The 24569-nt window shown below is 66.0% G+C and carries 24 protein-coding genes and 1 tRNA gene; 9 read left to right on the plus strand and 16 right to left on the minus strand.

Features of this window, described 5'->3' with window-relative positions:
- The first annotated feature begins 85 nt into the window (after positions 1-85).
- Positions 86-1984: a potassium transporter Kup gene (locus LQG66_RS31775; RefSeq protein ID WP_425601263.1), complete on the plus strand. Its 1899-nt coding sequence runs from the start codon at positions 86-88 to the stop codon at positions 1982-1984.
- Positions 1985-2300: 316 nt separating this feature from the next.
- On the opposite strand, the gene LQG66_RS31780 is transcribed toward LQG66_RS31775, so the two are convergent.
- The 10 genes from LQG66_RS31780 to LQG66_RS31825 form a co-directional block, all read right to left on the minus strand.
- The gene (locus LQG66_RS31780; RefSeq protein WP_231319753.1) at positions 2301-2588 is read right to left on the minus strand and encodes a YciI family protein; all 288 of its coding nucleotides are present in this window, start codon (positions 2586-2588) and stop codon (positions 2301-2303) included.
- Between the two features lie 75 nt (positions 2589-2663).
- Positions 2664-3638 carry a sugar ABC transporter substrate-binding protein gene (locus LQG66_RS31785; RefSeq protein ID WP_231319754.1) on the minus strand — a complete coding sequence of 325 codons (975 nt, stop codon included), beginning with the start codon at positions 3636-3638 and terminating at the stop codon, positions 2664-2666.
- A 39-nt stretch (positions 3639-3677) separates the two neighbouring features.
- The gene (locus tag LQG66_RS31790) at positions 3678-4655 is read right to left on the minus strand and encodes an ABC transporter permease (RefSeq protein ID WP_231319755.1); all 978 of its coding nucleotides are present in this window, start codon (positions 4653-4655) and stop codon (positions 3678-3680) included.
- Positions 4652-5602 carry an ABC transporter permease gene (locus tag LQG66_RS31795; protein ID WP_231319756.1) on the minus strand — a complete coding sequence of 317 codons (951 nt, stop codon included), beginning with the start codon at positions 5600-5602 and terminating at the stop codon, positions 4652-4654. Before LQG66_RS31795 ends, LQG66_RS31790 begins: the two co-directional genes overlap by 4 nt.
- Positions 5595-7118: a sugar ABC transporter ATP-binding protein gene (locus tag LQG66_RS31800; RefSeq protein WP_231319757.1), complete on the minus strand. Its 1524-nt coding sequence runs from the start codon at positions 7116-7118 to the stop codon at positions 5595-5597. The genes LQG66_RS31795 and LQG66_RS31800 overlap by 8 nt, the downstream gene beginning before the upstream one ends.
- Positions 7115-8509 carry an FAD-linked oxidase C-terminal domain-containing protein gene (locus LQG66_RS31805; RefSeq protein WP_231319758.1) on the minus strand — a complete coding sequence of 465 codons (1395 nt, stop codon included), beginning with the start codon at positions 8507-8509 and terminating at the stop codon, positions 7115-7117. The genes LQG66_RS31800 and LQG66_RS31805 overlap by 4 nt, the downstream gene beginning before the upstream one ends.
- A 60-nt stretch (positions 8510-8569) precedes the next feature.
- Positions 8570-9454, minus strand: coding sequence for an intradiol ring-cleavage dioxygenase (locus LQG66_RS31810; RefSeq protein ID WP_231319759.1), 885 nt, complete (start codon positions 9452-9454; stop codon positions 8570-8572).
- A gap of 14 nt (positions 9455-9468) precedes the next feature.
- Complete coding sequence (locus tag LQG66_RS31815; protein WP_231319760.1) at positions 9469-10371, minus strand: NAD(P)-dependent oxidoreductase; 903 nt, start codon at positions 10369-10371, stop codon at positions 9469-9471.
- 70 nt (positions 10372-10441) lie between these two features.
- Positions 10442-11509, minus strand: a complete 1068-nt coding sequence (locus LQG66_RS31820; RefSeq protein ID WP_231319761.1) for a maleylacetate reductase — start codon at positions 11507-11509, stop codon at positions 10442-10444.
- Positions 11506-11832, minus strand: coding sequence for a Dabb family protein (locus LQG66_RS31825; RefSeq protein ID WP_231319762.1), 327 nt, complete (start codon positions 11830-11832; stop codon positions 11506-11508). Before LQG66_RS31825 ends, LQG66_RS31820 begins: the two co-directional genes overlap by 4 nt.
- 104 nt (positions 11833-11936) lie before the next feature.
- Here LQG66_RS31825 and LQG66_RS31830 point away from each other — a divergent pair, with 104 nt between their 5' ends.
- Positions 11937-12860: a LysR family transcriptional regulator gene (locus tag LQG66_RS31830; RefSeq protein WP_231319763.1), complete on the plus strand. Its 924-nt coding sequence runs from the start codon at positions 11937-11939 to the stop codon at positions 12858-12860.
- Between the two features lie 903 nt (positions 12861-13763).
- Here the strand turns inward: LQG66_RS31830 and LQG66_RS31835 are convergent.
- Together LQG66_RS31835 and LQG66_RS31840 are read right to left on the minus strand one after the other, a co-directional pair.
- Positions 13764-13839: transfer RNA gene (locus LQG66_RS31835), tRNA-Ile, on the minus strand.
- A 176-nt stretch (positions 13840-14015) separates the two neighbouring features.
- Positions 14016-14981, minus strand: coding sequence for a Bug family tripartite tricarboxylate transporter substrate binding protein (locus LQG66_RS31840; RefSeq protein WP_231319764.1), 966 nt, complete (start codon positions 14979-14981; stop codon positions 14016-14018).
- 107 nt (positions 14982-15088) lie between these two features.
- On the opposite strand from LQG66_RS31840, the gene LQG66_RS31845 reads away from it, so the two are divergent.
- On the plus strand, positions 15089-16054 hold the full coding sequence (locus tag LQG66_RS31845) for a TAXI family TRAP transporter solute-binding subunit (protein ID WP_231319765.1): 966 nt from the start codon (positions 15089-15091) through the stop codon (positions 16052-16054).
- An 85-nt stretch (positions 16055-16139) separates the two neighbouring features.
- Here the strand turns inward: LQG66_RS31845 and LQG66_RS31850 are convergent, their stop codons facing one another.
- Positions 16140-17342 (minus strand): ABC transporter substrate-binding protein, encoded by a 1203-nt coding sequence (locus LQG66_RS31850; protein ID WP_231319766.1) that lies wholly within the window; start codon positions 17340-17342, stop codon positions 16140-16142.
- Positions 17343-17534: 192 nt separating this feature from the next.
- Between LQG66_RS31850 and LQG66_RS31855 the strand changes: the two genes are divergently transcribed.
- The 3 genes from LQG66_RS31855 to LQG66_RS31865 all read left to right on the plus strand — a co-directional run bounded on the left by LQG66_RS31855 (position 17535) and on the right by LQG66_RS31865 (position 19806).
- Positions 17535-18227, plus strand: coding sequence for an ABC transporter permease (locus LQG66_RS31855; protein ID WP_231319767.1), 693 nt, complete (start codon positions 17535-17537; stop codon positions 18225-18227).
- Between the two features lie 3 nt (positions 18228-18230).
- Entirely contained in the window at positions 18231-18953 is a 723-nt protein-coding gene (locus LQG66_RS31860) for an ABC transporter ATP-binding protein (protein WP_231319768.1), read from the plus strand.
- Between the two features lie 76 nt (positions 18954-19029).
- Positions 19030-19806 (plus strand): ABC transporter substrate-binding protein, encoded by a 777-nt coding sequence (locus LQG66_RS31865; RefSeq protein ID WP_231328031.1) that lies wholly within the window; start codon positions 19030-19032, stop codon positions 19804-19806.
- A 1-nt stretch (position 19807) separates the two neighbouring features.
- Here LQG66_RS31865 and LQG66_RS31870 read toward each other — a convergent pair whose 3' ends face one another.
- Genes LQG66_RS31870 through LQG66_RS31880 form a run of 3 tightly spaced genes read right to left on the minus strand, consistent with a single transcriptional unit; the run spans position 19808 to position 21935 of the window.
- On the minus strand, positions 19808-20398 hold the full coding sequence (locus LQG66_RS31870) for a cation efflux transmembrane domain-containing protein (RefSeq protein ID WP_231328032.1): 591 nt from the start codon (positions 20396-20398) through the stop codon (positions 19808-19810).
- A gap of 9 nt (positions 20399-20407) precedes the next feature.
- A complete protein-coding gene (mobA, locus tag LQG66_RS31875) occupies positions 20408-21028 on the minus strand; it encodes a molybdenum cofactor guanylyltransferase MobA (RefSeq protein ID WP_231319769.1) in 621 nt (206 codons plus the stop codon).
- Positions 21029-21032: 4 nt separating this feature from the next.
- Positions 21033-21935, minus strand: coding sequence for a formate dehydrogenase accessory sulfurtransferase FdhD (locus tag LQG66_RS31880; RefSeq protein WP_231319770.1), 903 nt, complete (start codon positions 21933-21935; stop codon positions 21033-21035).
- A gap of 178 nt (positions 21936-22113) precedes the next feature.
- Between LQG66_RS31880 and mobB the strand changes: the two genes are divergently transcribed.
- Genes mobB through LQG66_RS31895 form a run of 3 tightly spaced genes read left to right on the plus strand, consistent with a single transcriptional unit; the run spans position 22114 to position 24193 of the window.
- Entirely contained in the window at positions 22114-22638 is a 525-nt protein-coding gene (gene mobB, locus LQG66_RS31885) for a molybdopterin-guanine dinucleotide biosynthesis protein B (RefSeq protein ID WP_231319771.1), read from the plus strand.
- Positions 22639-22656: 18 nt separating this feature from the next.
- Positions 22657-23913 (plus strand): molybdopterin molybdotransferase MoeA, encoded by a 1257-nt coding sequence (locus tag LQG66_RS31890; RefSeq protein ID WP_231319772.1) that lies wholly within the window; start codon positions 22657-22659, stop codon positions 23911-23913.
- 40 nt (positions 23914-23953) lie between these two features.
- Complete coding sequence (locus LQG66_RS31895) at positions 23954-24193, plus strand: sulfurtransferase TusA family protein (protein ID WP_231319773.1); 240 nt, start codon at positions 23954-23956, stop codon at positions 24191-24193.
- Positions 24194-24569 lie beyond the last annotated feature (376 nt).

Here is a 24569-nt window from a genome sequence, read left to right on the forward strand (position 1 = left end):
ATACTCAAAAGAAACACTTTGAACCGTAATCTGTCGCAAGCATGATCCGCTCCTTGCGGCCCCGATCCATCGAACCCGGCGCAAAATGATGGCAAATGCTGACACCGAAGAGCCGAGCGCGGTCCACGCCCCGCCTGGCCTGTCCGGCGGGGGGCTCGGTCCCCTGATGCTGGGAGCGCTGGGCGTCGTCTACGGCGACATCGGCACCAGCCCGCTCTATACGATGAAGACGGCCCTGGAGTGGGCCGGCGGCGCCGATGCTGACGCCGCGCTCGGCATGCTGTCGCTGATCGTCTGGACGCTGCTGATCACCACCTCGATCAAATACGTCGCCGTCGTGATGCGCGCCGATAATGATGGCGAAGGTGGTATCCTGGCCCTGATGTCGCTGCTCGGGATCAAGCACGGCGAGCGGCTCGGAGTGATCGCGATCGGATTGATTGGCGCCGCCTTGCTCTACGGTGATGGCGCCATCACCCCGGCCATCTCGGTGCTGAGCGCACTCGAAGGGCTCAAGACGCCACTGCCTCAGATCACGCCTTACATCGTGATGCTCTCCGCGATCATCCTGGTGGGTCTGTTCGTGTTGCAGGCCCAAGGCACGGACCGCATCGGCAGACTGTTCGGCCCGGTGATGATCGTCTGGTTCGTCATCATCGGCGCCCTTGGCTTGTCCGGTATCCTGCGTCATCCAACCGTGTTGGCGGCGCTCGATCCGCGTTACGGTCTCGTCTATCTCTTCGGCCATGGGATGACAGGCTTCCTCGTACTGGGCGCCGTCTTCCTGTGCGCCACCGGCGCCGAGGCGCTCTACGCGGACATGGGACATTTCGGCGCCCGTCCGATCCGGTTCGCCTGGTACGGACTCGTGCTGCCGTGCCTGATCCTCAATTACGCTGGCCAGACCGCTGTCGTGGTTGACGGTGCGCTTGGCCAGGAGGCCAATCCCTTCTTCGCGCTGTGCCCGGCCGCGCTGCAACTGCCGCTTGTCGCGCTGGCGACGGTCGCCACCATCATCGCCAGCCAGGCCATCATCAGCGGCGCGTTCTCGATGACGCGGCAGGCGATCCAGCTCGGGCTGTGCCCGCGTCTTCATATCGCGCAGACATCGGCCACCGGCTATGGCCAAATCTATATCGGCTTCGTCAATTGGACGCTGATGGCGTTGACGCTCGGGCTGGCGTTCGGCTTCAAGTCGTCGGACAATCTCGCGGCGGCCTTCGGCATCGCGGTGTCGCTGACCATGCTGCTGACCTCGATTCTGATGTTTCTGACCATGCGCGAGATCTGGAAATGGAGCTTCGCAGCCAGTCTGCTCATTGCCGGTCTCTTTGTCCTGGTGGATCTGAGCTTCGTCAGCGCCAATCTGATGAAGGTGCTGGAAGGAGGCTGGTTTCCCCTCGTCGTCGCCGCGATCATCTTCTTCCTCATGATGACATGGCGGCAGGGCCGGGATCTGCTGCTCAGGAAGCTCGAGCGCGACACGCTGCCGCTCGCGATCTTCATCGCCCAGGTCGGCGCCAAGGCGCGGGTGTCCGGCACCGCGGTCTACATGACCAGCCGGCTCGATGTCGTCCCCGTGCCGCTGCTCCACAATCTGAAGCACAACAAGGTGCTGCACGATCGCATCGTGCTCCTGCACGTCGTCACCGCGAGCACGCCGCGCGTCGCGCCCGATCAGCGCATCGAGGTCGAGCATCTCGGGAGCAATTTCCACACCATGACGCTGCGCTATGGCTTCATGGAGCAGCCGGATATCCCTGAAGCTCTCGATCAATGCCGCGAGCGCGGGCTGACGTTCAACATGATGGAGACGTCGTTCTTCGTCGGACGGGTCAAGATCGTGGCCGAGCGGCGATCGCGCCTCGCCGCCGTTCAGGCCCACCTGTTCGAAATCATGCACCGCAACGCCATGGCGGCCACCGAATTCTTCCGCATCCCTCCGAACCGCGTGATCGAGCTCGGCGGACAGGTGGAGATCTGACCGCGGACGGGAGAATACTGTCTGAAGTCCTTTGGAGCGGCTCGGCCGCGTTCGCGTCCAACCTGCCGTCTATCGGCTCGTGCGTGGGGTGGGACCGTAGGCATCCATGGCCGGCGGCCGAAAGATGTTATTCTCCAATGCGGCTTGACTGACACGCTCCACCGATCCGCAACAACGTCTGTCGCTGGCGTTTCGGTTCCGATTCTGCCGATGGATTGGCCGACCGCTCCGTCCGCTCAGGCCGCCACCTCGAACTGGGGCTCTGCGATGGTGGGTATCGCGACGTAGCGGACCCCAACTACCAACTTCCCCACCATCACCCTTGGCGTCGCAAGAACCCGGTGATCGTAACCTTTTCCCAGATGCCTGCTGCGGCAAAGGGGTCGGCGCGATTGAACGCTTCGACCTCGGCACGACCGGGGGCTTCGACCAGGAACAGGCTTCCGATCATCTTCGAACCATCGTCGGAGACGAGCGGGCCGGACATCACGATCGTGACCGCGAGGCGAGAGCTGTCGCCGAGATAAGCCTTGTGCGCGTCATAGTTGGCAAGTCGGACCGGCAGCGCATCGGACCGATCGAGGGCGTGGATGGCGAAAAGCATTGGTCTCTCCGTGATTGACGAGGGGCCGGCTCCCAGCTGGCAGCCGGCCCGGAGGCTGACGAGAAGATCGGTCCGCTATTTCGCGCCGAGCTTGCTGGCGTCTTCGAAGGTCGGACACGTCCGCTGTTCCAGCGGTATGTCGAACGGCTGATAGTTCTCCTTGGTGATGACGGTCGGCTTCAGCACGATCTCGCTGATCACCGGCTGGCCACGAAGCGAGCGGACGACCATCATGGTGCCGAGGCAGCCCTGGGCGAAGCCGTTATAGTCGCCGCTGGCGAGCAGTTTTCCCGATTTGATCGCGTCGATGGCTTCCTTGGTGCCGTTGATCCCGATCACCTGGGCCTTGCGGTTGGCGCCGTCCAGCGCCTCGATGGCGCCGACGGCCATGGCGTCGTTGGCGGCGAGCACGCCGTCGATCTGCGCATTGGACTGCATCAGGTTTTCCATCACCTGCAGGGCCTGCAGGCGCTGATAGTTCCCGGGCTGCGAGGCCAGGAGCTTTGCTCCGGGATTTTCCTTGAGGGCGTCATTGAACCCGCGCACGCGATCGACATTGGTCAGCGAGCCCTTGACGCCTTCAATGATCACGACGTTGCCCTTGCCGCCGAGCGTCTTGAGCAGGAACCGGCCCGTCTCCAGGCCGAGGCTGTAGTCGTCGGCCCCGACGAACGAGACGAACTTGCCGCCGGCCGAACGGTCGGTGATGTTGACGACGGGAATCTTGGCGTCATTGATCTTCTCGACTCCGGGCACCATCGCCTTGTAGTCGACTGGCGTGAAGACGATGGCGCTCGGCTTCTTCACCACGACGTCCTCGATCTGGCTGAGCTGCTCGGGGATCGAGTCCGGCTTGGTCGGGATGTAGTGGAGAACCTTGGCGTTCAGCACCTTCGCCATGTTGTCGGCGCCGACCCGCACCGTCTGGAAGAACGGGTTGGTCTGGTTCTTGGTGAAGACGGCGATGGTTTCGCCGTCGGCGCGGGCCTGCGTCGTGACGGCCGCGATCAGAATTGACAAAGCGAGGCAGCGCGATATCCGGTGTTCCATTTGGTTTCCATCCCTGGTTTTCTTGGTTGTCGTACAAGTTCATTGCGTCGGGCGCCGCGTCTTCATGTCGAGCCAGACGGCGATGATCACGATGATGCCGGTGACGAGCGGCTGCCAGTTCGCGCTGATCGAGAGCAGGTTCATGCCGTTCAGCACGAGCGTGAGAATCAAGGCGCCGATGAAGGTGCCGAAGACGGTGCCGACGCCGCCGAACAGCGAGGTGCCGCCGATCAGGACGGCGGCAATGGCAGGCAGCGTCAGGCTCTCGCCGATGTCGGCCTCGGCGGAATTGAGCCGTGACAAGAAGATGATGGATGCGAGCCCGGCCATGGTGCCGGAGACGGTGTACACGAGCAATAGCCGGCGCGCGACCGGAATGCCCGAGAGTCGCGCTGCGACCGGATTGGCGCCGATGGCGTAGATCTCCTGGCCCCATGTGGTGCGTTGCGCGAACAGCGTGCCGATCGCGAGAAACACCAGCAGCAGATAGACCGGGATCGGCAGCCCCAGGAAATAGCCGCTGCCGATCTGGCGGAAGCCGGCCGGGAAGCCGTGGATGGTCTCTCCAGCCATGTACCAGTAGGTGACGCCGTTCAGCACCCACAGCATGCCGTAGGTGGCGATGAAGGACGGGATACGGAGCGCCGTGACCATGAACCCGTTCAGAAATCCGACGGTGCCTCCCGCGAGCAGCCCGGTGACGATTCCGAGCGTGGGCGAGCCGGTCTGATGGATCACGGTGCCGGCAAGGCAGGCCGACAGCGCGACGTTGGCGCCGACCGACAGATCGAGGCCTGCGGTCAGCACGACCAGAGTCAGGCCAGAGGCGATGAAGAAGGTCAGGCTCGCCTGCCGGAGCACGTTGAGGATGTTGCCGAGGCTGAGGAAGGAGTCGCTCAGCACGGCCAGTGCGGCGCAGATCAAGAGCGCAGCGAGCAGCCGGTAGAACACTTGTGCCGTGCTCTGCGACAGCAACGACCGCGGCGGCAACACGCTCTCTTTGGTGATGTCGGTCATGACCGGCTCCGCAGGCCGTCGAGGAACATCGCGACGATGACGAGCGCACCGACGCTCGCGACCTGCACGGAGGAGGGCAACGACACCAGATTGAGCCCGTTGCGCAGCACGCCCACCGCGATGACGCCGAGCACGGTGCCGAGCAGCCAGCCATTGCCGCGCTCGAACGAGGTGCCACCGACCGCCACCGCCGCGATGGCGTCGAACTCAAGCCCGAGCCCTGCAGTGGGGTGCCCCGAATTCATCCGGGCCGTCATCAGCAGGCCGGCGATGCCGGCCATCGTGCCGCCGATCGCGTAGACCGCGATGAGCAGCCGGGTGGGCGACAGGCCGGCATATCTGAGCGCCTCGCGATTGCCGCCGAGCGCGAAGATGTAGGTGCCGAACCGCGTGTGGTAGAGCAGGCCGTGAAACACGCCGTAGGTTGCAAGCCCCATGATGACGGGCACGGGGATGCCGAGCAGATTGGCCGAGTAGATGTCGCGCACGCTGTGGGGAATGCCGACCACGCTCTGGCCGTCGCTCACGATCAAGGACAGGCCCTGCGCCATGCCGAGGGTGGCGAGGGTGGCCACGAACGGCGGAATCCCGACGATCGCGACCAGCCAGCCATTGACGGTGCCGAACGCCGCGCCGACCAGGACGGCGGCGCCAAACCCCAGCAGCATTGATTTGGTCGCGAGCGAGACGATGGCGACGCACAGCGAGGTCAGCGTCAGCACCGCACCCATCGAGAGGTCGAGCCCCTCGGTCATGATGATCAGCGTCATCGGCAGCGCGAGCATGGTCAGGATCGTCGACTGCACCAGCACGTTGGAGAGGTTCGCGGCCGAGAGAAAGCCCGGCGCGACCGCGCCGAACAGCGCGATCAGCAGCACCAGCACGATCGCCACCCCGGGGATACGCTGCAGCGAACGGATCGGCGAAACGACGGCAGTGTCACTCATCATGCATCCCCAGTCGCACGATATTCTCCTCGGTCAGCTCGCTGCGTGACAGGTGTCCGGCAATGCGCCCGTCCCGCATGACGTAGGCGCGGTCGCAGACGTGGCAGATCTCGATCTGCTCGGACGAGATCATCAGGGCTGCGGCGCCCTCGGCGACCAGCCGGTCGATCAGCGCGAAGATCTCGGACTTGGCGCCGACGTCGATGCCGCGCGTCGGCTCGTCGAAAATGAACAGCTTCGCGCCGGCCGCCAGCCACTTGCCGATCACGACCTTCTGCTGATTGCCGCCCGACAGCAGGCCCACCGTCTGGCGCGCCGTCGGCGTTGCGATCCGCAGTTGCCGGATCAGCCCGTCTGCGGTGCGCTGCGCGCCGCGTGGATCGTAGAGCCCGCTCGGAAACAGCTTCTTCAGTGCAGATACGACGAGATTGTCGCCGACCGAGCGCAGCAGCGCGAGACCTTCGCTCTTGCGGCTCTCGGGGATCAGCGCGATGCCGCGACGAGCGGCGATATCAGGCTCGCCCGAGATCGGCCTGCCGTCGAAGACGATCTCGCCCTCAGCGACCGGATCGGCGCCGAAGATCGCGCGCGCCACCTCGGTGCGGCCGGATCCGACGAGACCGCATAGGCCGACGATCTCGCCCCGTCGCACCTCGATGTTGATGTCGGAGATGCCGGTCGTCGAACTCAGTCCCTTGACCTGCAGCAGCAGTTCGCCCGGCGCTTCCGCGAAATGGCGCGGATAGGTCATGTCGATATTGCGGCCGACCATCATGCGCACCAGCTGGTCGGGGGTGACGTCGGCGGGGCGGAGATCGTCGATGCGGCGGCCGTCACGCAGCACGGTGATGCGGTCGCCGAGCGCGAACACTTCGGCCATGCGGTGCGAGATGTAGACGATCGCGACACCATCCGCCTTCAGCCGGCCAATCAGCGCGAACAGCAGCTCCGCTTCGCGATCGGACAGCGCTGCCGTCGGCTCATCCATCACCAGGATCCGCGCATTCTGGCTGATCGCCTTGGCGATCTCGACCATCTGCTGCTGCGCGACGCCGAGCGTGTCGACGATGACGGAGGGGTCGATGTCGAAGCCGATGCTGTCGAGCACGCGTTTGGCGTCGGCCAGGATCCTGCGGCGGTCGATGGTGCCGGGGAAGCTGCCTTTCGGCTCGCGGCCGAGATAGATGTTCTGCGCGATGTCGAGAAACGGCACCAGCGAGAATTCCTGGAAGATCACGGCGATGCCGAGCTTCTGCGCATCGGCCGTCGAGGCGATCGCAACCTTGTCGCCCTTGAAGTAGAATTCGCCTGCATCGGCGCTGGTGGCGCCGCACAGGATCTTCATCAGGCTGGACTTGCCGGCGCCGTTCTCGCCGAGCAGCATGTGGACTTCGCCCGGGTAGATCGCAAACGAGACGTCATCCAGCGCCTTGACGCCGGGAAACGTCTTGCTGATGCCGCGCAGCTCCAGCAGCGGTGCGGGCGATGACGCTGCGGTGGGCGGTGCGGCGCTCATGGCCGCGCTCCGCCGGCAAAGATCTTCCCCGGGTTCATCAGACCGTGAGGATCGAGCGCGGCCTTGATCGAACGCATCACACCAACGGCCTCGCCGAGCTCGTGCTCGAGATAGTCGATCTTGCCGAGCCCGATGCCGTGCTCTCCGGTGCACGTGCCGTCCATCGCGAGCGCGCGCGCCACCATGCGGGCCTGCAGCGCCTGGGCGCCGGCGAGCTCGTGCTCATCAGTTGGATCGATCAGGATCAGCATGTGGAAATTGCCGTCACCGACATGGCCGACGATCGGCGCGATAAAGCCATGCGCATCGGCATCCCGGCGGGTCTCGGTCAGACATTCGGCGAGCCGCGAGATCGGCACGCAGACATCGGTGATGACGGCGCGGGCGCCGGGCCGCAAGCCGAGGCCGGCGTAGAGCGTATTGTCGCGGGCGTGCCAGAGACGGCTGCGGTCCTCGGCCGCCTTCGCCCAGGCGAAACCACGGCCGCCATGCTCGATCGCGATCGCCTCGGCCGTCTGCGCCTGCTCGGCGACGGCCGCCTCCGAGCCGTGAAATTCCAGGAACAGGGTCGGGGCTTCCCGATAGCCGAGCTTCGCATAGGCGTTGATGCCGCGCATCATGACGTCATCGACGAGCTCGATGCGGGCGGCGGGGACGGCCGACTGGATCAGCGCGATCGCGGTGTCGACCGCGTCGTGCAAAGTCGGGAAGCTGCAGGTTGCGGCCGAGATCGCCTGCGGCAGGGGATGCAGCTTCAGCGTGATCTCGGTGATCACGCCGAGCGTCCCCTCCGAGCCGACGAACAGCCGCGTCAGATCGTAGCCGGCGGCGGATTTGCGCGCACGCCTCGCGGTGCGGATCACTCGGCCGTCGGCCAGCACCACCTCCAAGGCGAGCACGTTGTCCTTCATGGTGCCGTAGCGTACGGCCATGGTGCCCGAGGCGCGGGTCGAGGTCATGCCGCCGATCGAGGCGTCGGCCCCGGGATCGATCGGAAAGAACAGGCCGGTCCCGCGCAGCTCTGCATTGAGCTGCTTGCGCGTGATGCCGGGCTGCACCACGACGTCCATGTCGGCATCGTGCACCGACAGCACCCTGTTCATGCGGGCGAAGTCGAGACAGACGCCTCCGGCGACGCAAGCGGCATTGCCTTCGAGCGATGTGCCGGCGCCGAACGGGACGATCGGCATGCCGGCCTCGGCGCAAAGCTGGACGATCTGGACGACCTCCTGCGTCGTCTCGGGAAATACGACGATGTCGGGCGGCAGCGTGGGGTAGTAGGATTCGCTCTGGCCATGCTGATCCAGCACGCCGCGCGCGATGCTCGCGCGTGGTCCGACCAGGTTCGAAAGCCGCTCGGCCAATGCGCCGGTGCCGACCCGCACGTCCATCATCCCTCCCGTCTTTCTCGACGATGCCGGACTCTTTACGGTCCTTGTCGCCAGCTCAGCTCAAGCCTGATCCGCGCCGTGCGCAAGCTGTTTTAGGCCGAAGTCATAATTGAGATAAAAATATCCGTCCGTCACCATGCGGCCATCTGGCGCACGGCCCGGCGGGCAGCGCGCGAAGGCGCGGATCAGGCTGTCCTTGACGCCGAACACGACATCGGAGTCGAGATATTGGTCTCCGGCGACGAAGACATGCGTCACGAGCCGCTCGAAGCCCGGCGCCGAGATCATGAAATGCACATGCGCCGGCCGCCACGGGTGCCGTCCCTGCGCCGCCAGCATCTCGCCGACCGGTCCGTCATTCGGGATCGGATAGGCGGCGGGCTTGATCGACCAGAAATGGAAGCGGCCGTCGGCGTCGGTCCGGAATCGCGCGCGCATGGCGAGATCGCCGATCTGCTCGAGCCGCTGCACGTCATAGTAGCCGTCGTCATCGGAGTGCCAGACGTCCACGACGGCGCCCGCAAGCGGACGTCCGTCCGCGCTCGCGACCGAGCCGGTCACCAGCATCGGATCGCCTTTCATCGGCCCCGAGATGTCTTCGCCATTCGGCTTTTCCGGCGCGGCCTGGACGAAGAAGGGGCCGAGCACGGTGGTCTCGGTGGCGCCGTCCGGCACGGGATGATTGATGGCATCGACCAGCATGGAGACGCCGAGCGTGTCCGACAGCAGGATGAATTCCTGGCGCTTGTCGTCGCACATGTGGCCCGTGCGCGTGAGGAAGTCGATGCCGTACTCCCATTCCTTCTGGCTAGGACGCACTTCACGCACGAAGGCATGGAGATGGCGCACCAGCGCCTCGCTCACCTGTTTGATCCGCGGATCGCTCGTGCCCGCCAGGCGCTCGATCACCGCGTTCGTGATCGTGGTCTCGTCGAAGTTCCGCAAGACGCTGTCTCCTCTCAGAATGACGGTTCGCCGAGACCGGACAGCCGCTCGAGGTGCCGGACGGTGGCGAGGAAGTCGGTGTCGGCGTCGCCCTGCGCGACCAGCGCGCCATAGGTCTCGCGGACCTGCGCCGCGAGCTGCAACGGCACGCCGACGGCGTGACCGGCGCCGAGAATGAGATCGAGATCCTTGGCCATCTGCGCGCAGGAGAAGGTCGGGGCAAAGTCGCGCGCCAGGAGCGGCGCCGTCTTGTACTTCACCATCGGCGAGGCGATCGCGCTGTCATGCAGCACCTTCAGAATGTCCGCCCAGGCGATGCCGCCCTTGCGCGCCAGCGCGAGGCTTTCGGCCATCATCGCCGCGGTCGTCGCAATCATCAGGTTGACGGCGAGCTTGGCGTAGCGGGCTTCTTCCGCCGCGCCGAGATAAGTCTGCGCGCGCGTGAAACTCGCCAGCAGCGGCGTGATACGCTCGTAGGCGTCACGGGGGCCCGACACGAAGCAGGTCAGCTCGCCGGTATGGGCGATGCTGGCATTGCCGGAGATGGGTGTGCGCAGATAGGCGACGTCGCGTGCGCTCGCCGCGGTCGCGACCGCGCTCGACGCGTCGACGCCTACGGTGCTCGTCTCGATCAGGATCGCGTTCGGCGCCATGCCCTCGATCAGTCCGTTGCTGCCCAGCATGGCCGCGCGCAGCGCATTGTCGTCCGGCAAAGACGAGATGACCACGGCGTGGTCGCGTGCCGCTTCGACGGCGGACGACGAGGCGGCGATGCCCTGGGCGTGCGCCTCGTCGAGCCGGGCGGCGTTCCGGTCGAACGCCGTGACGGCATAGCCGGCCTTGGCGAGCCGCACCGCGATCGGCAGGCCTATCTTGCCGATCCCGATGAAGGCGATGCGTTTATCAGGAGGTGACATGAGCGTCGTCCGTTGGTCGTCTCACCGGCATCTCCTGCTGAATTCGAACCCGGCGCATGTTTGAGTCCGTTTACGCCGGCATGGGGCGTTCGCCGGCCCAGGCCCGCGCGATCAGGTCGCGGATGGCGTCGCGCGCCAGCGGCCGCGGATTCCAATAGGCGTTGGTCACAGCAAGGTCGGCCGCCTTGTCGATGCCGCTCTCGGGCATGCCGATGTCGCGCAGCGCGAGCTTGGCATTGAGCCGCCCGGCGAGATCATAAAGACCCTGTGCCGCGTCATCTGCGCCGACGGCGCGGGCGATGCGCGCCATCGCCGCGGGGGCCGCGTCGCGGTTGTAGTTGAGCGCATGCGGCAGCACGATGGTATGCGTTTCGGCATGTGGCAGATCGAACGTGCCGCCCAGCGTATGGCAGAGCTTGTGGTGCAGCGCCATGCCGACAGTGCCGAGGCACACCCCGCACAGCCAGGCCCCATACAGCGCCTCGGTCCGCGCCTCCCGGTCATCGGGCGTGGCGGCGATGGCGGGCAGGGCGTGCGCCAGCGCGCGGATGCCTTCTTCCGCCATCAACGATGTCACCGGATTGCCGTCGCGTGCATACAGCGCCTCCGCGGCATGCGCGATCGCGTTGATGCCGGAGGAAACCGTCAGTCCGACCGGCAGGGTCAGGGTCAGATCGACGTCGTAGATCACCGTCTCCGGCAGGACGGCGATGTCGCGCAAAGTGGTCTTCAGCCCGTTCTCGGTCTGGCCGAGGATCGGCGTCATCTCGGAGCCGGCATAGGTTGTCGGAATGCAAAGTTGATTGACGCCAGTTCGCAACGCCAATGCCTTGCCCAGGCCGGTGGTCGATCCGCCCCCCAGCGCGACCACGCAATCGGCGTCGCATGCCGTCATCGCGGCGCGCGCCCGCTCGGTGACCTCGACCGGCGTGTGCATGGTCGCGCCAGGGAACAGGCCTGCATAGAGTGGCCCCAGCGCGGCACCGAGCTTGGCGCCCTCCGCCTCCTGCTGTGGCGTGGTCAGCACCAGCGCGCGCTTGCCGCCGAGCCGTTCGATCTCGGCTCGTGCCGCGCTCAGCGTGCCGCTGCCGAACACCACACGGCAGGGCAAGGTCTCGAAAGTGAACGAGCCCATCATGTGCCGGTCTCCGGGTTGATGGGATAGTCGACCTGGAAGCGGCCGATCCTGATGTCGCCAAGCTCCTCGCGCACGCGAAGGTGCTCGGGATGGGACGCATAGGCGGTCAGCGCGGCACTGCTTGCGAATTCGGAGAACAGGACGACATCGCAGGCATAGTCGACGTTGCTGACATCCAGGCCGACCTCGATGCGTGTCAGGCCGTCGATCCGGCCTCTCAAGCCCTCGAACAGGGTCTTGACCTTGAGGCGGGCCGCGGTGCGCTCTGCAGGCGTCTCGGCCCGCAGCCGCCACATCACGATGTGCCTGATCGGACCCGACATGCCCGTGCTTCCTCGCCTGTCTTCATTTTGTGGGACGATTTTGCCTTGCGCAGATCGGAAATAAAGGTCAAAAATTGTAACTCTCTTTTCCGCTGTGCGTAAGAATGGACCGGTTGCTCCAACTCGAGGTGTTCGCCAAGACGGCCGAGATGGGCAGCCTGTCGAAGGCGGCGGACGCCTTGCGGATGTCGAACGCGGCCGCGAGCCGGCACCTCAGCGCGCTGGAGGAGAGGCTGGCCGTTCGCCTGATCGAGCGTAACACGCGCCGGCTCTGGCTGACCGAAGCCGGGCAGCAGTTCCTCCAGCGCTGCAGCGCGCTGCTCAACGAGCTGGCCGAAGCCGAGGACGCGGTGAGCGACCGCGCGCTGTCGCCGCAGGGGATGCTGCGCGTCACCAGCTCGCTCTCGTTTGCGACCATCTATCTCGCGCCGATGCTGCCGGCGTTCCGCGCGATGTATCCAAAACTGAACGTGCAGATCATCGCCGCCAATCGCTACCCTGATTTCATCGAGGCGGGGATCGACGTGGCGATTCGCACCCGTGAGCACGAACCCGACTCCGGCATCGTCGTCCGCCGCATCGGCCAGATGCGGCGCGTGCTGGCTGCCGCACCGTCCTATCTGGCCAGCCGCGGGCGCCCCAATCTGCCCGCCGAGCTGGTACGGCACGACATGCTGATCTACAATCTCGCCAACGATCCCTATTCCCTGTCGTTGCGCAGCGGCAACGCGGTCCAGACGATTCGGATCGCACCGACCCTCGACAGCAACGACGGCCAGGTGATCCGCGGCGCTGCGCTCGCAGGCCTGGGGATACTGATCCAGCCGCTCTACATCGTGCAGGGCGATATTCTTGCCGGCAAGCTGGTGCCGATCCTGCTGGATTGGGAGTTGCCGCTTCTGACGATGAACATCGCCTATCAGAACCGCGTCAGGCTGCCGGCCAAGATCAGGGTGTTCGCGGACTTTCTGGTCGAGCATATCCGCGCCCATTCCGCCCCGGGGATCTGGATCGAGGCGACGAAGTAGGAATGGAGCTGCACTGGCACCGACATGCGCTGAAGTGCAGCTTAGAGCGGAAGCGAATGCTGGTGCCGGAACACTGAAAATTCGGAGCGTGGCCGGGTTGCCGATTGCAACGGCGAGCGCAGTCTTTGCCTCGAAAAATTTCTCTTTCTATTTTTCAGAAATCGTGCTTATCTATCGCCAACCCGCCTCGTGCAGAGGGACGTACGCGTCGTCACGAAACGTGGAGGTGGGCTGCGATGGACGTGACGGCTGTGCCGACGAGCGCAGTGGTTACGTACGGCGAAGTCGTGTGGTCCTGGCCTCTCGACGCTGAGGTCAAGTTCGCGAGTGATGCTTTGACGGCTCGCGCGGGCGATGGGGGCAAGAAAGCCGATCCCCAGGGAGAGCAAGAAGGACACCGTTAAAACCGTTGCGCGGGGAAGGCCGGGTCTGTCCGGCTGTACCTGTGGTACCTGCCGCCTGCATTTTTTTGAGCAGGCGGGCCACGGGCCTCAGCCGAGGTCCGGCCTTCTCCGCGCCCTCTCGTGATTCAAGAGGGACATGATCGATGCACCACCCGGGCACGATGTGCCGCGGGACCGTGATGTCATGTCTCCGTGGCCGTGCCTAGGTGGCGTGTCTCCGTAGCCGTGTTTCGGTGGCCAAGACCGCAGCCACATCCTCACTGTCGTCCCAGACAAGCGCGCGGCAGGCGCGCGCAGATCCGGGATCCATAACCCCAGGGAGACGCGCGGGGCATGATGGTCGATCGATTCCGCCAGCCAATTCCGCCGCGGCGTATGGGTTCCGGGTCAGCGTCCGCCAACGCTGCGCGTCGCCGGACTTGCCCGGGACGACACCGAGGGCGAGGCGCGCGTTACGGGAAAGACTGTGCCACCGCGTAGGTACAAGTGTCTCATGAGCTGGTGGGCCCGGCAGGACTCGAACCTGCAACCAGACCGTTATGAGCGGCCGGCTCTAACCATTGAGCTACAGGCCCCGCGGCGCGAGGGGGCTCGTGACGGCGGCGGACAGGGACGGGCCTGTCCGGCGCGGCGTGAGCGACCCGGCGACGGTGCGGGCTCCGTTTACAGCCTGGCCATCGATCCGGCAATGCCGGGGCCGGTCCGTTTTCCCGGGCCTGGGTCGTCGCGGCTCCGCTCCGCCGCCGCAGCGCTAATCCACCGAGACTCCGGCGAATTCCACCACCTTGCGCCATTTCTCGGTCTCGTCGGCGACGAGCTTGCCGAACTCGGCCGGGGTCATCGCGCGCGGGATGCCGCCGGTCTCGGTCAGCCGCGCCACCAGCTTGGGATCTTTCAGGGCTTCGCCGACCGCCTTGTTGAGCAGGTCGACGATCTCCGGCGGCGTCCCCTTCGGCGCGGAGATGCCGTAGAAGCCGACCGATTCGTAGCCCGGCAGGGTGTCGGCGATGGCGGGCACCTCCGGCACGGTCGGCCAGCGCTGCGGCGAGGTGACGCCGAGCGCGCGCACGCTGCCGCCGCGCGACTGCTCCAGCGCGGTCGGCAGATTGTCGAAGATCAGCTGCACCTTGTTGGAAATGATGTCGGGAAAGGCCAGCGCCGAGCCGCGATAGGGCACGTGCAGCATGTCGCACTTCGTCATCGCCTTGAACAATTCCGCTGCCATGTGCACCGATGTGCCGTTGCCCGACGAGGCAAAGGCGATCTTGCCGGGATTGGCATGGCAGTAGTCGATGAACTCCTTCACCGTCTTGGCCGGCACATCGTTGCTGACCACCAGCATGTTGGTGAGCTGCATGATGCTCGCGACCGGCACGGTGTCGCGGATGAAGTCGTAGGGCAGCTTCTTGTAGAGCGAGGTGCTGATCGCGTTGTTCGGCGCGACGAACAACAGCGTATAGCCGTCGGGCGGCGAATTGATCATGGCGGCGGCCGCGATGTTACCGCCCGAGCCGGTGCGGTTCTCGACGACGACCTGCTGACCGAGGCGGTCGGACAGCCATTGCGCCATGATGCGGGCGACGATGTCGACCGGGCCGCCCGGGGAGAAGCCGATCAGCCAGCGGATCGGATGGTCCGGATAGGCCGCCGCGGCCGGCTGTATCACCAGGCAGGCCGCGGCCACAAGGCCGGCCAGCAATGCACGCGCCCACTTCATCAGGTCCTCCCGAAGCTCTTGTCGTTGTCATTGGCGACATGCTTCCATAGATCGGCACGCTTGCATACAAGCTCGTGCCGGACGCGCAGACACGGAAGGGCGGGCCCATGAAGTCGTTGCGGATGCTGGGCGTTGCCGTCGCGCTGCTGTTCGGCAGTGCCGCAGCGCAGCAGGGAGGGAGCGCCATCAGCAAGCTCACGATCAGCCTCGGGACAGCGACGCCAGGCGGCGGCTTCCCGCTCTATGGCGATGCCTTCGCCACGGTCATGAATGCCGCCGATGCCGGGCTCGTGATCGTCCCGCGCAACACCAAGGGCAGCAACGAGAACATTCCGCTGCTGGAGCAAGGCGAGCTCGATCTCGGCCTCGTCGCCGGCGAGCCGGCCTATCAGGCCTTCATGGGCATCGACCGCCCGAAGACGCCGCTGAAGATCCTGACCGCGATTTTTTCCAGCCCGGGCCTGTTCGTGGTGCGCGCCGACAGCTCCTACCGCAGCATCCGCGATCTCGTCGGCCAGACGGTCGTGTTCGGTGCGAAAGGCTCGGGCCTGCCGATCATGTCGCGCTACATGCTCGACGGGCTCGGCCTGAAACAGGATGAGGACTTCAAGGCGATCTATCTCGACCGTGCCGGCGACGGTCCGGCCATGGTGCTGGACGGCCGCGCCGCGGCGCTGTGGGGCGCCGGCGTCGGCTGGCCCGGTTTCGCGGCGATGGCCAAGGCACCGGGCGGCGCCCGCTTCATCGCGCCTTCTGCGGAGGAGATCGCGCAGGTGAGGGCGAAGCACGGCTTCCTCAAAGCCCTGACGGTGCCCGCCGGCAGCTATTCCGGGCAGGACGCGGCGATCAATTCGATCGGGTCCTGGAGCTACGTCCTGGTCCGCGAGAGCCTGCCCGACGACGTCGCCTACCGGCTGGCGAAGACGCTGCATGGCGCGGAAGCTGCGCTATGCAGGACGCTGGCGCAGGCCTGCGAGACCACGGCCGCCAACACCGTGGCGGCGGCGCCCGATCTCGCGCTAATCCACCCAGGCGTGATGAGATATTTGAGGGAGATCGGTGCCGCCAAGTGAGCAAGGGCGTGCAGCGAATATGGAGTGGCCAACAGGGAAGGGCGGCACGCCTTCTTCCATTGGCCACTCGCCGCTCGCCATTCGGCTACTTCATCGGACACGCCGGATCAGGCGGGCCGAACGCATCCTCGCCTTTGATGGTCGCGAGGATCTTGTAGTAGTCCCACGGATATTTGCTCTCCTCCGGCGACTTGACCTGCGCCAGCACGAGATCGTGCACCATCAGGTTGTCGGCGCGGAGCCTGCCGTTGCGGGCGAAGAAATCCTCCACCGGCGTCTCCCGCATCTTCGCGGCCACGGCAAGCGGATCGTCGCTGCCGGCGGCCTTGATGGCGTTGAGATAATGCGTGACGGCGGAGTAGACGCCGGCCTGCCACATCGTCGGCATCCGGTTCATCTTGGCGAAATAGCGCTTCGACCATTCCCGCGTCTTGTCGTCCATGTCCCAGTAGAACGAGGTCGTGAGCAGAAGACCCTGCGCGGCCGGCAGCCCCAGCGAATGGATGTCGGTGATCAGCGCCAGCAGCGCCGCCATCTGCTGGCCGCCCTTGAGCAGGCCGAACTCGGACGCCGTCTTGATCTCGTTCATGTTGTTGGGCGGGCCGGCCGCGATGCCGATGATCTTGGCCTTGGAGGCTTGCGCCTGCAGGATGAAGGAGGAGAGATCGGGGGTCGCGAAGGGCGGCCTGACAGAGCCGACTACCTTGCCGCCATTGGCGGTGACGACGCTGGCGGCATCGCGCTCCAGCGAATGGCCGAAGGCATAGTCGTCGGTGATGAAGAACCAGCTGTCGCCGCCGCGCTTCACGACCTCCTTCGCCGTGCCGGTGGCCAGCGCGCGGGTGTCGAACACCCATTGCATGGCGTAGGGCGAGCAGAACTTGCCGTGGAAATCGGCAGCACCCGTCGACTGGGTGATGAACAGCTTCTTCTTCTCGGTGGCGATGGTCTGCACCGCCAAGCCGACGGCCGAGACCGGCACGTCGACGATGAGATCGACCTGCTCGGTGTCATACCAGCGCCGCGCGATCGCGGCGCCAATGTCGGGCTTGAGCTGATGATCGCCGACGATGACGCTGATCGGCTTGTCCAGAACCCTGCCGCCGAAATCGTCCACCGCCATCTGTGCCGCGGTGACCGAGCCCTGTCCGGTCGGCGTCGACGCCGGACCGTTCATGTCGCTGAGCACGCCGATCTTGACGACGTTGTCCGAAATCTCGGCGTGTGCGGCTGTCGTGACCAGCGCCGCGGCGACCCACGCCGCGCGTCTCAACCAGATCAACTGCAATCCGTCCTCCCGCGATGCCGGCATGCCGCCGTTGTTCGTCCCGGCTCTCGCGGCCGGTCCACTTATCTGCAATCAATCGAGGGCGGTCGTCAATATCGCGTTCAACCATTTGACATCGAACGGAATCTCTGCCGAACAGGGCGTCGGGCTCCGGTTCGACGTTCGCATCATTGCCGCCCGAGGAGGACATGAATGGCCGAGCATGCCAGCGCCTGGGAGCTGCTTGTCACGGGTGATCCGACGCTGTTTGCGATCGTCCGCCTCTCGCTCGCCGTCAGCCTTTCTGCCGCAGCGCTGTCGGCGTTGATCGGCATGCCGCTCGGCGCGGGGCTTGCGCTGGTCGGGTTCCCGGGCAGGTCCGCCGTCGTCGTGGCGCTGAACGCGATGATGGGATTGCCGCCGGTGGTCGTCGGACTCGCGGTCTATCTGCTGCTGTCGCGTTCCGGCCCGCTCGGCGCATTGGGAATTCTGTTCACGCCGACGGCGATGATCATCGCCCAGACCGTCCTGATCGTTCCGATCATTGCCGCGCTGACGCGCCAGACGGTCGAGGATCTCTGGGTCGAGTACCGCGACGAACTGGCGGCAATGGCGGTCGGACCGCGCGGTCGTATCGTCACGTTGCTGTGGGATGCGCGCTTCAGCCTGCTCACGGCACTGCTGGCGGGCTTCGGCCGCGCGGCCGCCGAGGTCGGCGCGGTGATGATCGTCGGCGGCAACATCGATGGCTTCACGCGCACCATGACCACCGCGGTCGCGCTCGAGACCTCGAAAGGCAATCTGCCGCTCGCGCTCGGTCTTGGCCTCGTCCTTCTCGTCATCGTGGTCGGGGTGAACGCGGCCGCCTGGGCCATGCGTGCCTGGTCCGAACGGCAGATCGGCTAGCGGATGCGTGGTCCCGTCAGCGAGCTTCCCCTGGTTCTCGACGGCGTGTCGCGCCGTGCGGGAACGACCACGATTCTCGATCGCGTGAGCCTGTCGATCGGGCCGGGCGCACCGACCCTGGTCGTTGGCCCGAACGGCTCCGGCAAGACCAGCCTGTTGCGGCTGTGCATGGGGCTCGATCGTCCGGACGCAGGCCGCATCACCTGGGGCGGCCGCGCCGATGCCGGGCCGCAGCGCCGCGCGTTCGTGTTCCAGCGGCCGGTCATGCTGCGGCGGAGCGTGGCGGCCAATGTCGACTATGCGCTGGCGCAGGCCCGCGTCGTCAGCCGCGAGCGGCCTTCCCGCATTCCCGATCTGCTCGCGCGCGTCGGGCTCGCGGACCTCGCCGAGCGGCCGGCCCGCAAGCTGTCCGGCGGCGAGCAGCAGCGGCTGGCTCTGGCGCGCGCGCTGGCGCGGCAGCCCGAGATCATGTTCCTGGACGAGCCGACCGCGAGCCTCGATCCCGCGGCCACGCGTGCGGTCGAGGACATCGTGCTGATGGCGGCGCGGGGCGGGATCAAGATCGTCATGACCACCCACGATCTCGGCCAGGTGCGGCGGCTTGCCAGCGACGTCGTCTTCCTCGTGCGTGGCGGGATTTGCGAGCGCAGCCCCGTCATCGACTTTCTCGACCGCCCGCAGACACAGGAAGCCGCAGCCTTCCTGCGCGGCGATCTCGTGATGTGAACACAAGCAGCGACAGGAGATGAACATGACGCGCTTCCGACCGGGCTCTCTCGTCGTCGTCGCGGTCCTGGCATTGATGACGGGACTGTTTCCCGCCCGCGCACAGCAGCACTCGATCGTCGTGGCATCGACAACATCGACGCAGGATTCCGGCCTGTTCGGGTACATCCTGCCGCTGTTCAAGGCCAAGACCGGCATCGACGTGAAGGTGGTCGCGCAGGGCACCGGACAGGCGCTCGACACCGCCCGGCGCGGCGACGCCGATGTCGTATTCGTCCATGCCAAGGCGCAGGAGGAGCAATTCCTCGCCGACGGCTTCGGCGTCAAACGCTACGACGTGATGTACAATGATTTCGTGCTGGTCGGCCCTGCTGGCGATCCGGCCGGCGCCAAGGGGCACGACATTCTCGCTGCGCTGAAGGCGATCGCGGCCAAGGCCACGCCGCTCGTCTCGCGTGGCGACCGCTCCGGCACGCATCAGGCCGAGCTTGCGCTATGGAAGCAGGCCGGCATCGACATCGCCGCGCAGAAGGGGCCATGGTATCGCGAGATCGGGCAGGGCATGGGCGCAGCCCTCAACACGGCCAATGCCATGAACGCCTATGTGCTGAGCGATCGCGGCACCTGGATCTCGTTCAAGAACCGCGGGGACCTCGCGATCCTGGTCGAAGGCGACACCCATCTGTTCAACCAGTACGGCGTCATGCTGGTGAATCCGGAAAAGCATCCGCATGTGAAGAAGGAGGCCGGCCAGGCTTTCGTCGACTGGCTGATCTCGGCGGAAGGCCAGGCGGTGATCGCGAGCTACAAGATCGACGGCCAGCAGCTGTTCTTTCCCAACGCAGGACGTTGACCTACGCCTGCGCGGCCTTGTGTTCCTCATGGGCCGCCTCCCACACCTCGCGCGCGGCGTCGGCATTCATGATGGCGATGCCGACCCCGACGATCAGGTCCGGCCAGATCGCGCGCCACAGAGAGGCGGTCACGAGGCCGGCGGCGATGATGGCGATGTTGGCGAAGGCGTCGTTGCGCGCCGACAGGAAGGCCGCCTTGGTGAGGCTTCCCTGATGGTGGCGGACGCGGGCCAGGATCAGCGCGCAGCCGAGATTGACGATCAGGGCGCCGAGGCCGGTGATCGTGAGCGGCAGCGGCGCGGGTATGCTCGGCGTGAAGAACTTCTCGCCGGCGGTCCACAGTCCGGCGAGTGCAGGCGCGAGCAGGATCAGCGCCAGCACCTTGCCGAGCTGCGCGCGTTGCGCCGGGCTCCACCGCAGCGCGAGCGCGATCAGGATGTTGACGGAGGCGTCCTCGAGAAAGTCGACGCTGTCGGCGAACAGCGCCACCGATCCGATCGACGTCGCGACGGCGAACTCGATGCCGAAATAGCCGAGATTGAGCGCGGCGACCGCAAGCACGGTGCGGCGCAACGGATCGGTCGCATCCATCATGCGTCCTCAGTCATCGAGCGCGGCGAGCCGTTCCGCCTCGGCCAGGTCGTCGGCCGTGTTGGCGTTGAAGAACGGATCGAGCGGCGCCGTGGGCCAGGTCACGGTGGCGAGACGGTAGCGCGCGGTGAAGCGGTCGATCTTCCTGATATCCTCGACCACCAGCGCATGGCGCAACTCGTCGCGCAGGGCGACCTGCCACAGGCCGATCACCGGATGCGACTGGCCATCGGAGGCCGCCACCGCGAGCGCAGACCTCTCGGTGGCGCAGGCCTCGGCGAGGCGCGCCACGAGATCGCGCGGCAGGAACGGGCAGTCGCCGGCCGCGCTGAGCATCCATTGCGCCGATGGCATGTTGGCGGCGACCCAGTCGAGCCCGGCGAGAATGCCGGCGAGCGGCCCGGGAAAATTGGCAACGCCGTCGGCCACGATCGGCAGGCCGAAGGCCGCGAATCGCGCGGGATCGCCATTGGCGTTGAGAATCAGCCGGCTGCATTGCGGCGTCAGCCGCGCGATCACGCGCGCCAGAATGGTGCGGCCGCCGATCATGCGCATCGGCTTGTCGCCGCCGCCCATCCGCCGCGCGAGACCGCCCGCCAGCAGCACGCCCGGAATCGAGTCGGTGGTCATCGCTTCAATCGTCGCCTCCCTCACCCTTGCGGCGGTGCCGCGCCGATTCCTCTTCGACATAGGCGAGGTCCTGGTCGTAGACGATGCGCTTCTCGCCGGAGAGCGCGATGAAGCGCTTGCCGCGGGCGCGGCCGACCAGGGTCAGCCCGACCTGGCGCGCCAGATCGACGCCCCAGGCCGTGAACCCGGAGCGCGACACCAGGATCGGAATGCCCATCCGCACCGTCTTGATCACCATCTCCGATGTCAGCCGTCCCGTCGTGTACATGATCTTGTCGGCGGGATCGACGCCGTGGCGATAGAGCCAGCCGGCGATCTTGTCGACCGCGTTATGGCGGCCGACGTCCTCGGTGTAGCAGACCGGCGTGCCCTGTTCGCACAGCGCGCAACCATGGATGGCGCCGGCCTCGAGATAGAGCGAGGGCATGGTGTTGATCGTCTGCGTCATCTGGTACAGCCAGGAGGTTCTGAGCTCCGCCTGCGGCAGCACGATGCTCTCGATCGCCTCCATCAGGTCGCCGAAGGCCGTTCCCTGGGCGCAGCCCGAGGTCTGCGTCCGCTTCTTCAACTTCGCTTCGAAATTGGTGTGGTGCTCGGTGCGCACCACCACGACCTGGAGATCGTCGTCATGCTCCACCTCGGTCACGACGTCGTCGTATTTCAGCATGTTCTGGTTGAGCAGGTAGCCGAGCGCCAGATACTCGGGATAGTCGCCGATCGTCATCATCGTGACGATCTCCTGCGCGTTGAGATACAGCGTCAAGGGACGTTCGACGGGGACCTTGATCTCGACCCGCGCGCCGGTCTGGTCGATGCCCGTCACACGCTCCGTCAGGCGCGGATCGTCGGGGTTCGGCAGGATGACGGGAGCCGGAGGTGTTGCGCGCGAGCTGGCGGAATTCGTCATGGGCGAAGGTTAGCATGACATTCGAAGTCCGCCGATATAAAGCTCGCTGGAACGACAACCGGTCGCCCCATCCGGTCCGGCACGCGACTCGCCGGCCGGCGGCGGAGCGCATGTTCGGAAGTGCTCGTCGCCGCTCCCGCATCACGGCGCGCGTGCGGTTCCGATTTCGGAGACTGCGATGAACGTCATCGGCCTCGCCGGCTGGAGCGGCGCCGGCAAGACCACGCTGTTGACGCGCCTGATCCCGCATCTGATCGCCGGGGGCCTGCGCGTCTCCGTGATCAAGCACGCCCATCACAAGTTCGACGTCGACGTGCCGGGCAAGGATTCGTGGCGGCATCGCGAGGCGGGGGCCGAGGAGGTCCTCGTTGCGTCGGGCACGCGCTGGGCCCTGATGCGGGAATTGCGTGGCGCGCCTGAGCCCACGCTCGCCGATCTGCTCGCCAGGATGTCTGCGGTCGATCTCGTCGTCGTGGAAGGATACAAGGCCGGTCCGCATCGCAAGATCGAGGTGCATCGCGCCGCCAACGGCAAGCCGCTGTTGTTCCCCGATGATCCCGGCATTGTCGGAATTGCGAGCGATGTCGATGTTGAAACCGCCTTGCCGCGGGTCCATCTCGACGATGTCCCCGCGATCGCGGCGCTGATCCTGCAATCTGCCATGCCGGTTGCCGATGTGCTGGCGCCGGCCGGACGCGGATGAGGACCCAGATGAGGACCTATGGCGCAACTTTCCGATGACTGCTTTGCCTTCGGTGGCCCGTTGATGTCGGTCGATGACGCCGTCGGCATCGTCACCGCCAAGGTGCGGGCGGTCACGGAAACCGAGCGCGTTCCGCTTCATGCCGCCGATGGTCGCGTCCTCGCGACCGACATCGTGGCGCCGCTGCCGTTGCCCCCCTTCACCAACTCCGCGGTCGACGGCTACGCCGTGCGCGCCCGCGATCTGCCGGCCCAGGGGGAGGCGATCTTTGCCGTGACGGGCCGTGTGCCCGCCGGCCGCGCGGCGCCGCAGCCGATCCCGCCCGCGCACGCAATCCGCATCTTCACCGGCGCGCCGATGCCGCCCGACGCCGACACCGTGTTCATGCAGGAGGATGTCCGCCTCGAAGCCGATGGCCGCGTCGCCCTGCCGGCGGGGCTCAAGCCCGGCGCCAATGTCCGCCCGGCCGGCGAGGACGTCGCAGCCGGCGTCGTCGCACTCAAGGCGGGGCAGCGCCTGAGGCCGCAGCATGTCGCGACAGTCGCCGCTTTCGGTCTTGCCGGGGTCGAGGTCCGCCGCCGCATTCGCGTCGCCGTCTTCTCCACTGGCGATGAACTGGCGTCGCCAGGCACCGCGCGGGCGCCGGCGCAGCTCTATGACTCCAACCGCTTCATGCTCCTGGCGATGCTGAAACGACTCGGCTGCGAGGTATCGGATCTCGGCATCTTCAGCGACGAGCGTGCGCCGCTCGCGGCTGCGTTGCAGGAGGTCGCCGGCCGGCACGATCTTCTGCTCACCACAGGCGGCGTTTCGACCGGCGAGGAGGACCATGTCAAGGCGGCGGTGGAAAGCGTCGGCTCGCTGGTGCTGTGGCGGATGGCGATCAAGCCGGGGCGGCCGGTTGCAATGGGGATCATCGCGGGCACCCCGTTTATCGGACTGCCCGGGAACCCGGTTGCGAGCTTCGTGACCTTCGTGCACGTGGTGCGTCCGACCGTGCTCGCGCTTGCCGGCGCTCTGCCGGAGCGGCTGCTGCCAATCCCGGTCCGTGCGGGCTTCACTTACAAAAAGAAGGCGGGACGCCGGGAATATGTCCGCGTGACGCTGCGCAAGGCCGCCGACGGAACCCTGGAAGCCCTCAAGTTCCCGCGCGAAGGTGCCGGCCTGCTGTCGTCCTTGATCGAGACCGACGGGCTCGTCGAGCTCGACGAGGACACGATCCGGGTCGAGCCCGGGCAGAGCGTCGGATTCCTCGCCTATGCCGAACTGATCTGATGCGGTTGACGCGCTCCGGCCGCTTCGCCATGGTCGCCCGATGACCACGACCAGATTGGACCTCACCGGGCTGAAGTGCCCGCTGCCGGCGCTCAAGACCCGCAAGGCATTGAAGGCGCTCAAGGCGGGAGAGCGTATCGAGGTCCGCTGCACCGATCCGCTGGCGGTGATCGACATTCCGAACCTGATTCGGGAGACCGGAGACCGGATCGAGATCCTTGACCGCAACGAGAGCAGCATCCTGTTCCTGATCGAGAAGACGACGGCGCTGCCGGGCTGATCGCCTGCGGGTCGGTCAGTCATCCTCCTCATCAACTAAGTAGTTGACGCAGGCCGTTCTCGGCGTATCCGGTGTCAAGACCGCGCGCTGCTTCCTATCGTCGCATCCGTGCCCGAGCCCGCTCACAACAATGCCGCGTTCTCAGTCCAGGCTGCGCTGATGTTGCGAGGCAAGGACAGGTTGTCCTTTGGCTTCACTTTTTCGAGAGCTGCCGCCTGCATCGCAAGCTCTCGGCTTTGTCCGATTGATCGATCCCATTGGTGATTAGTTGATCGATTTGGAGGCTGTCGCGAGCATCTGCAAGTACTCGCGTGCGATATGACCACAGCCGGGAGTGGCGGTTGCGTCAGTTGCACGTGAATTTGTGTGCCTGTTA

Source organism: Bradyrhizobium ontarionense, assembly GCF_021088345.1.
Lineage (GTDB): Bacteria > Pseudomonadota > Alphaproteobacteria > Rhizobiales > Xanthobacteraceae > Bradyrhizobium > Bradyrhizobium ontarionense.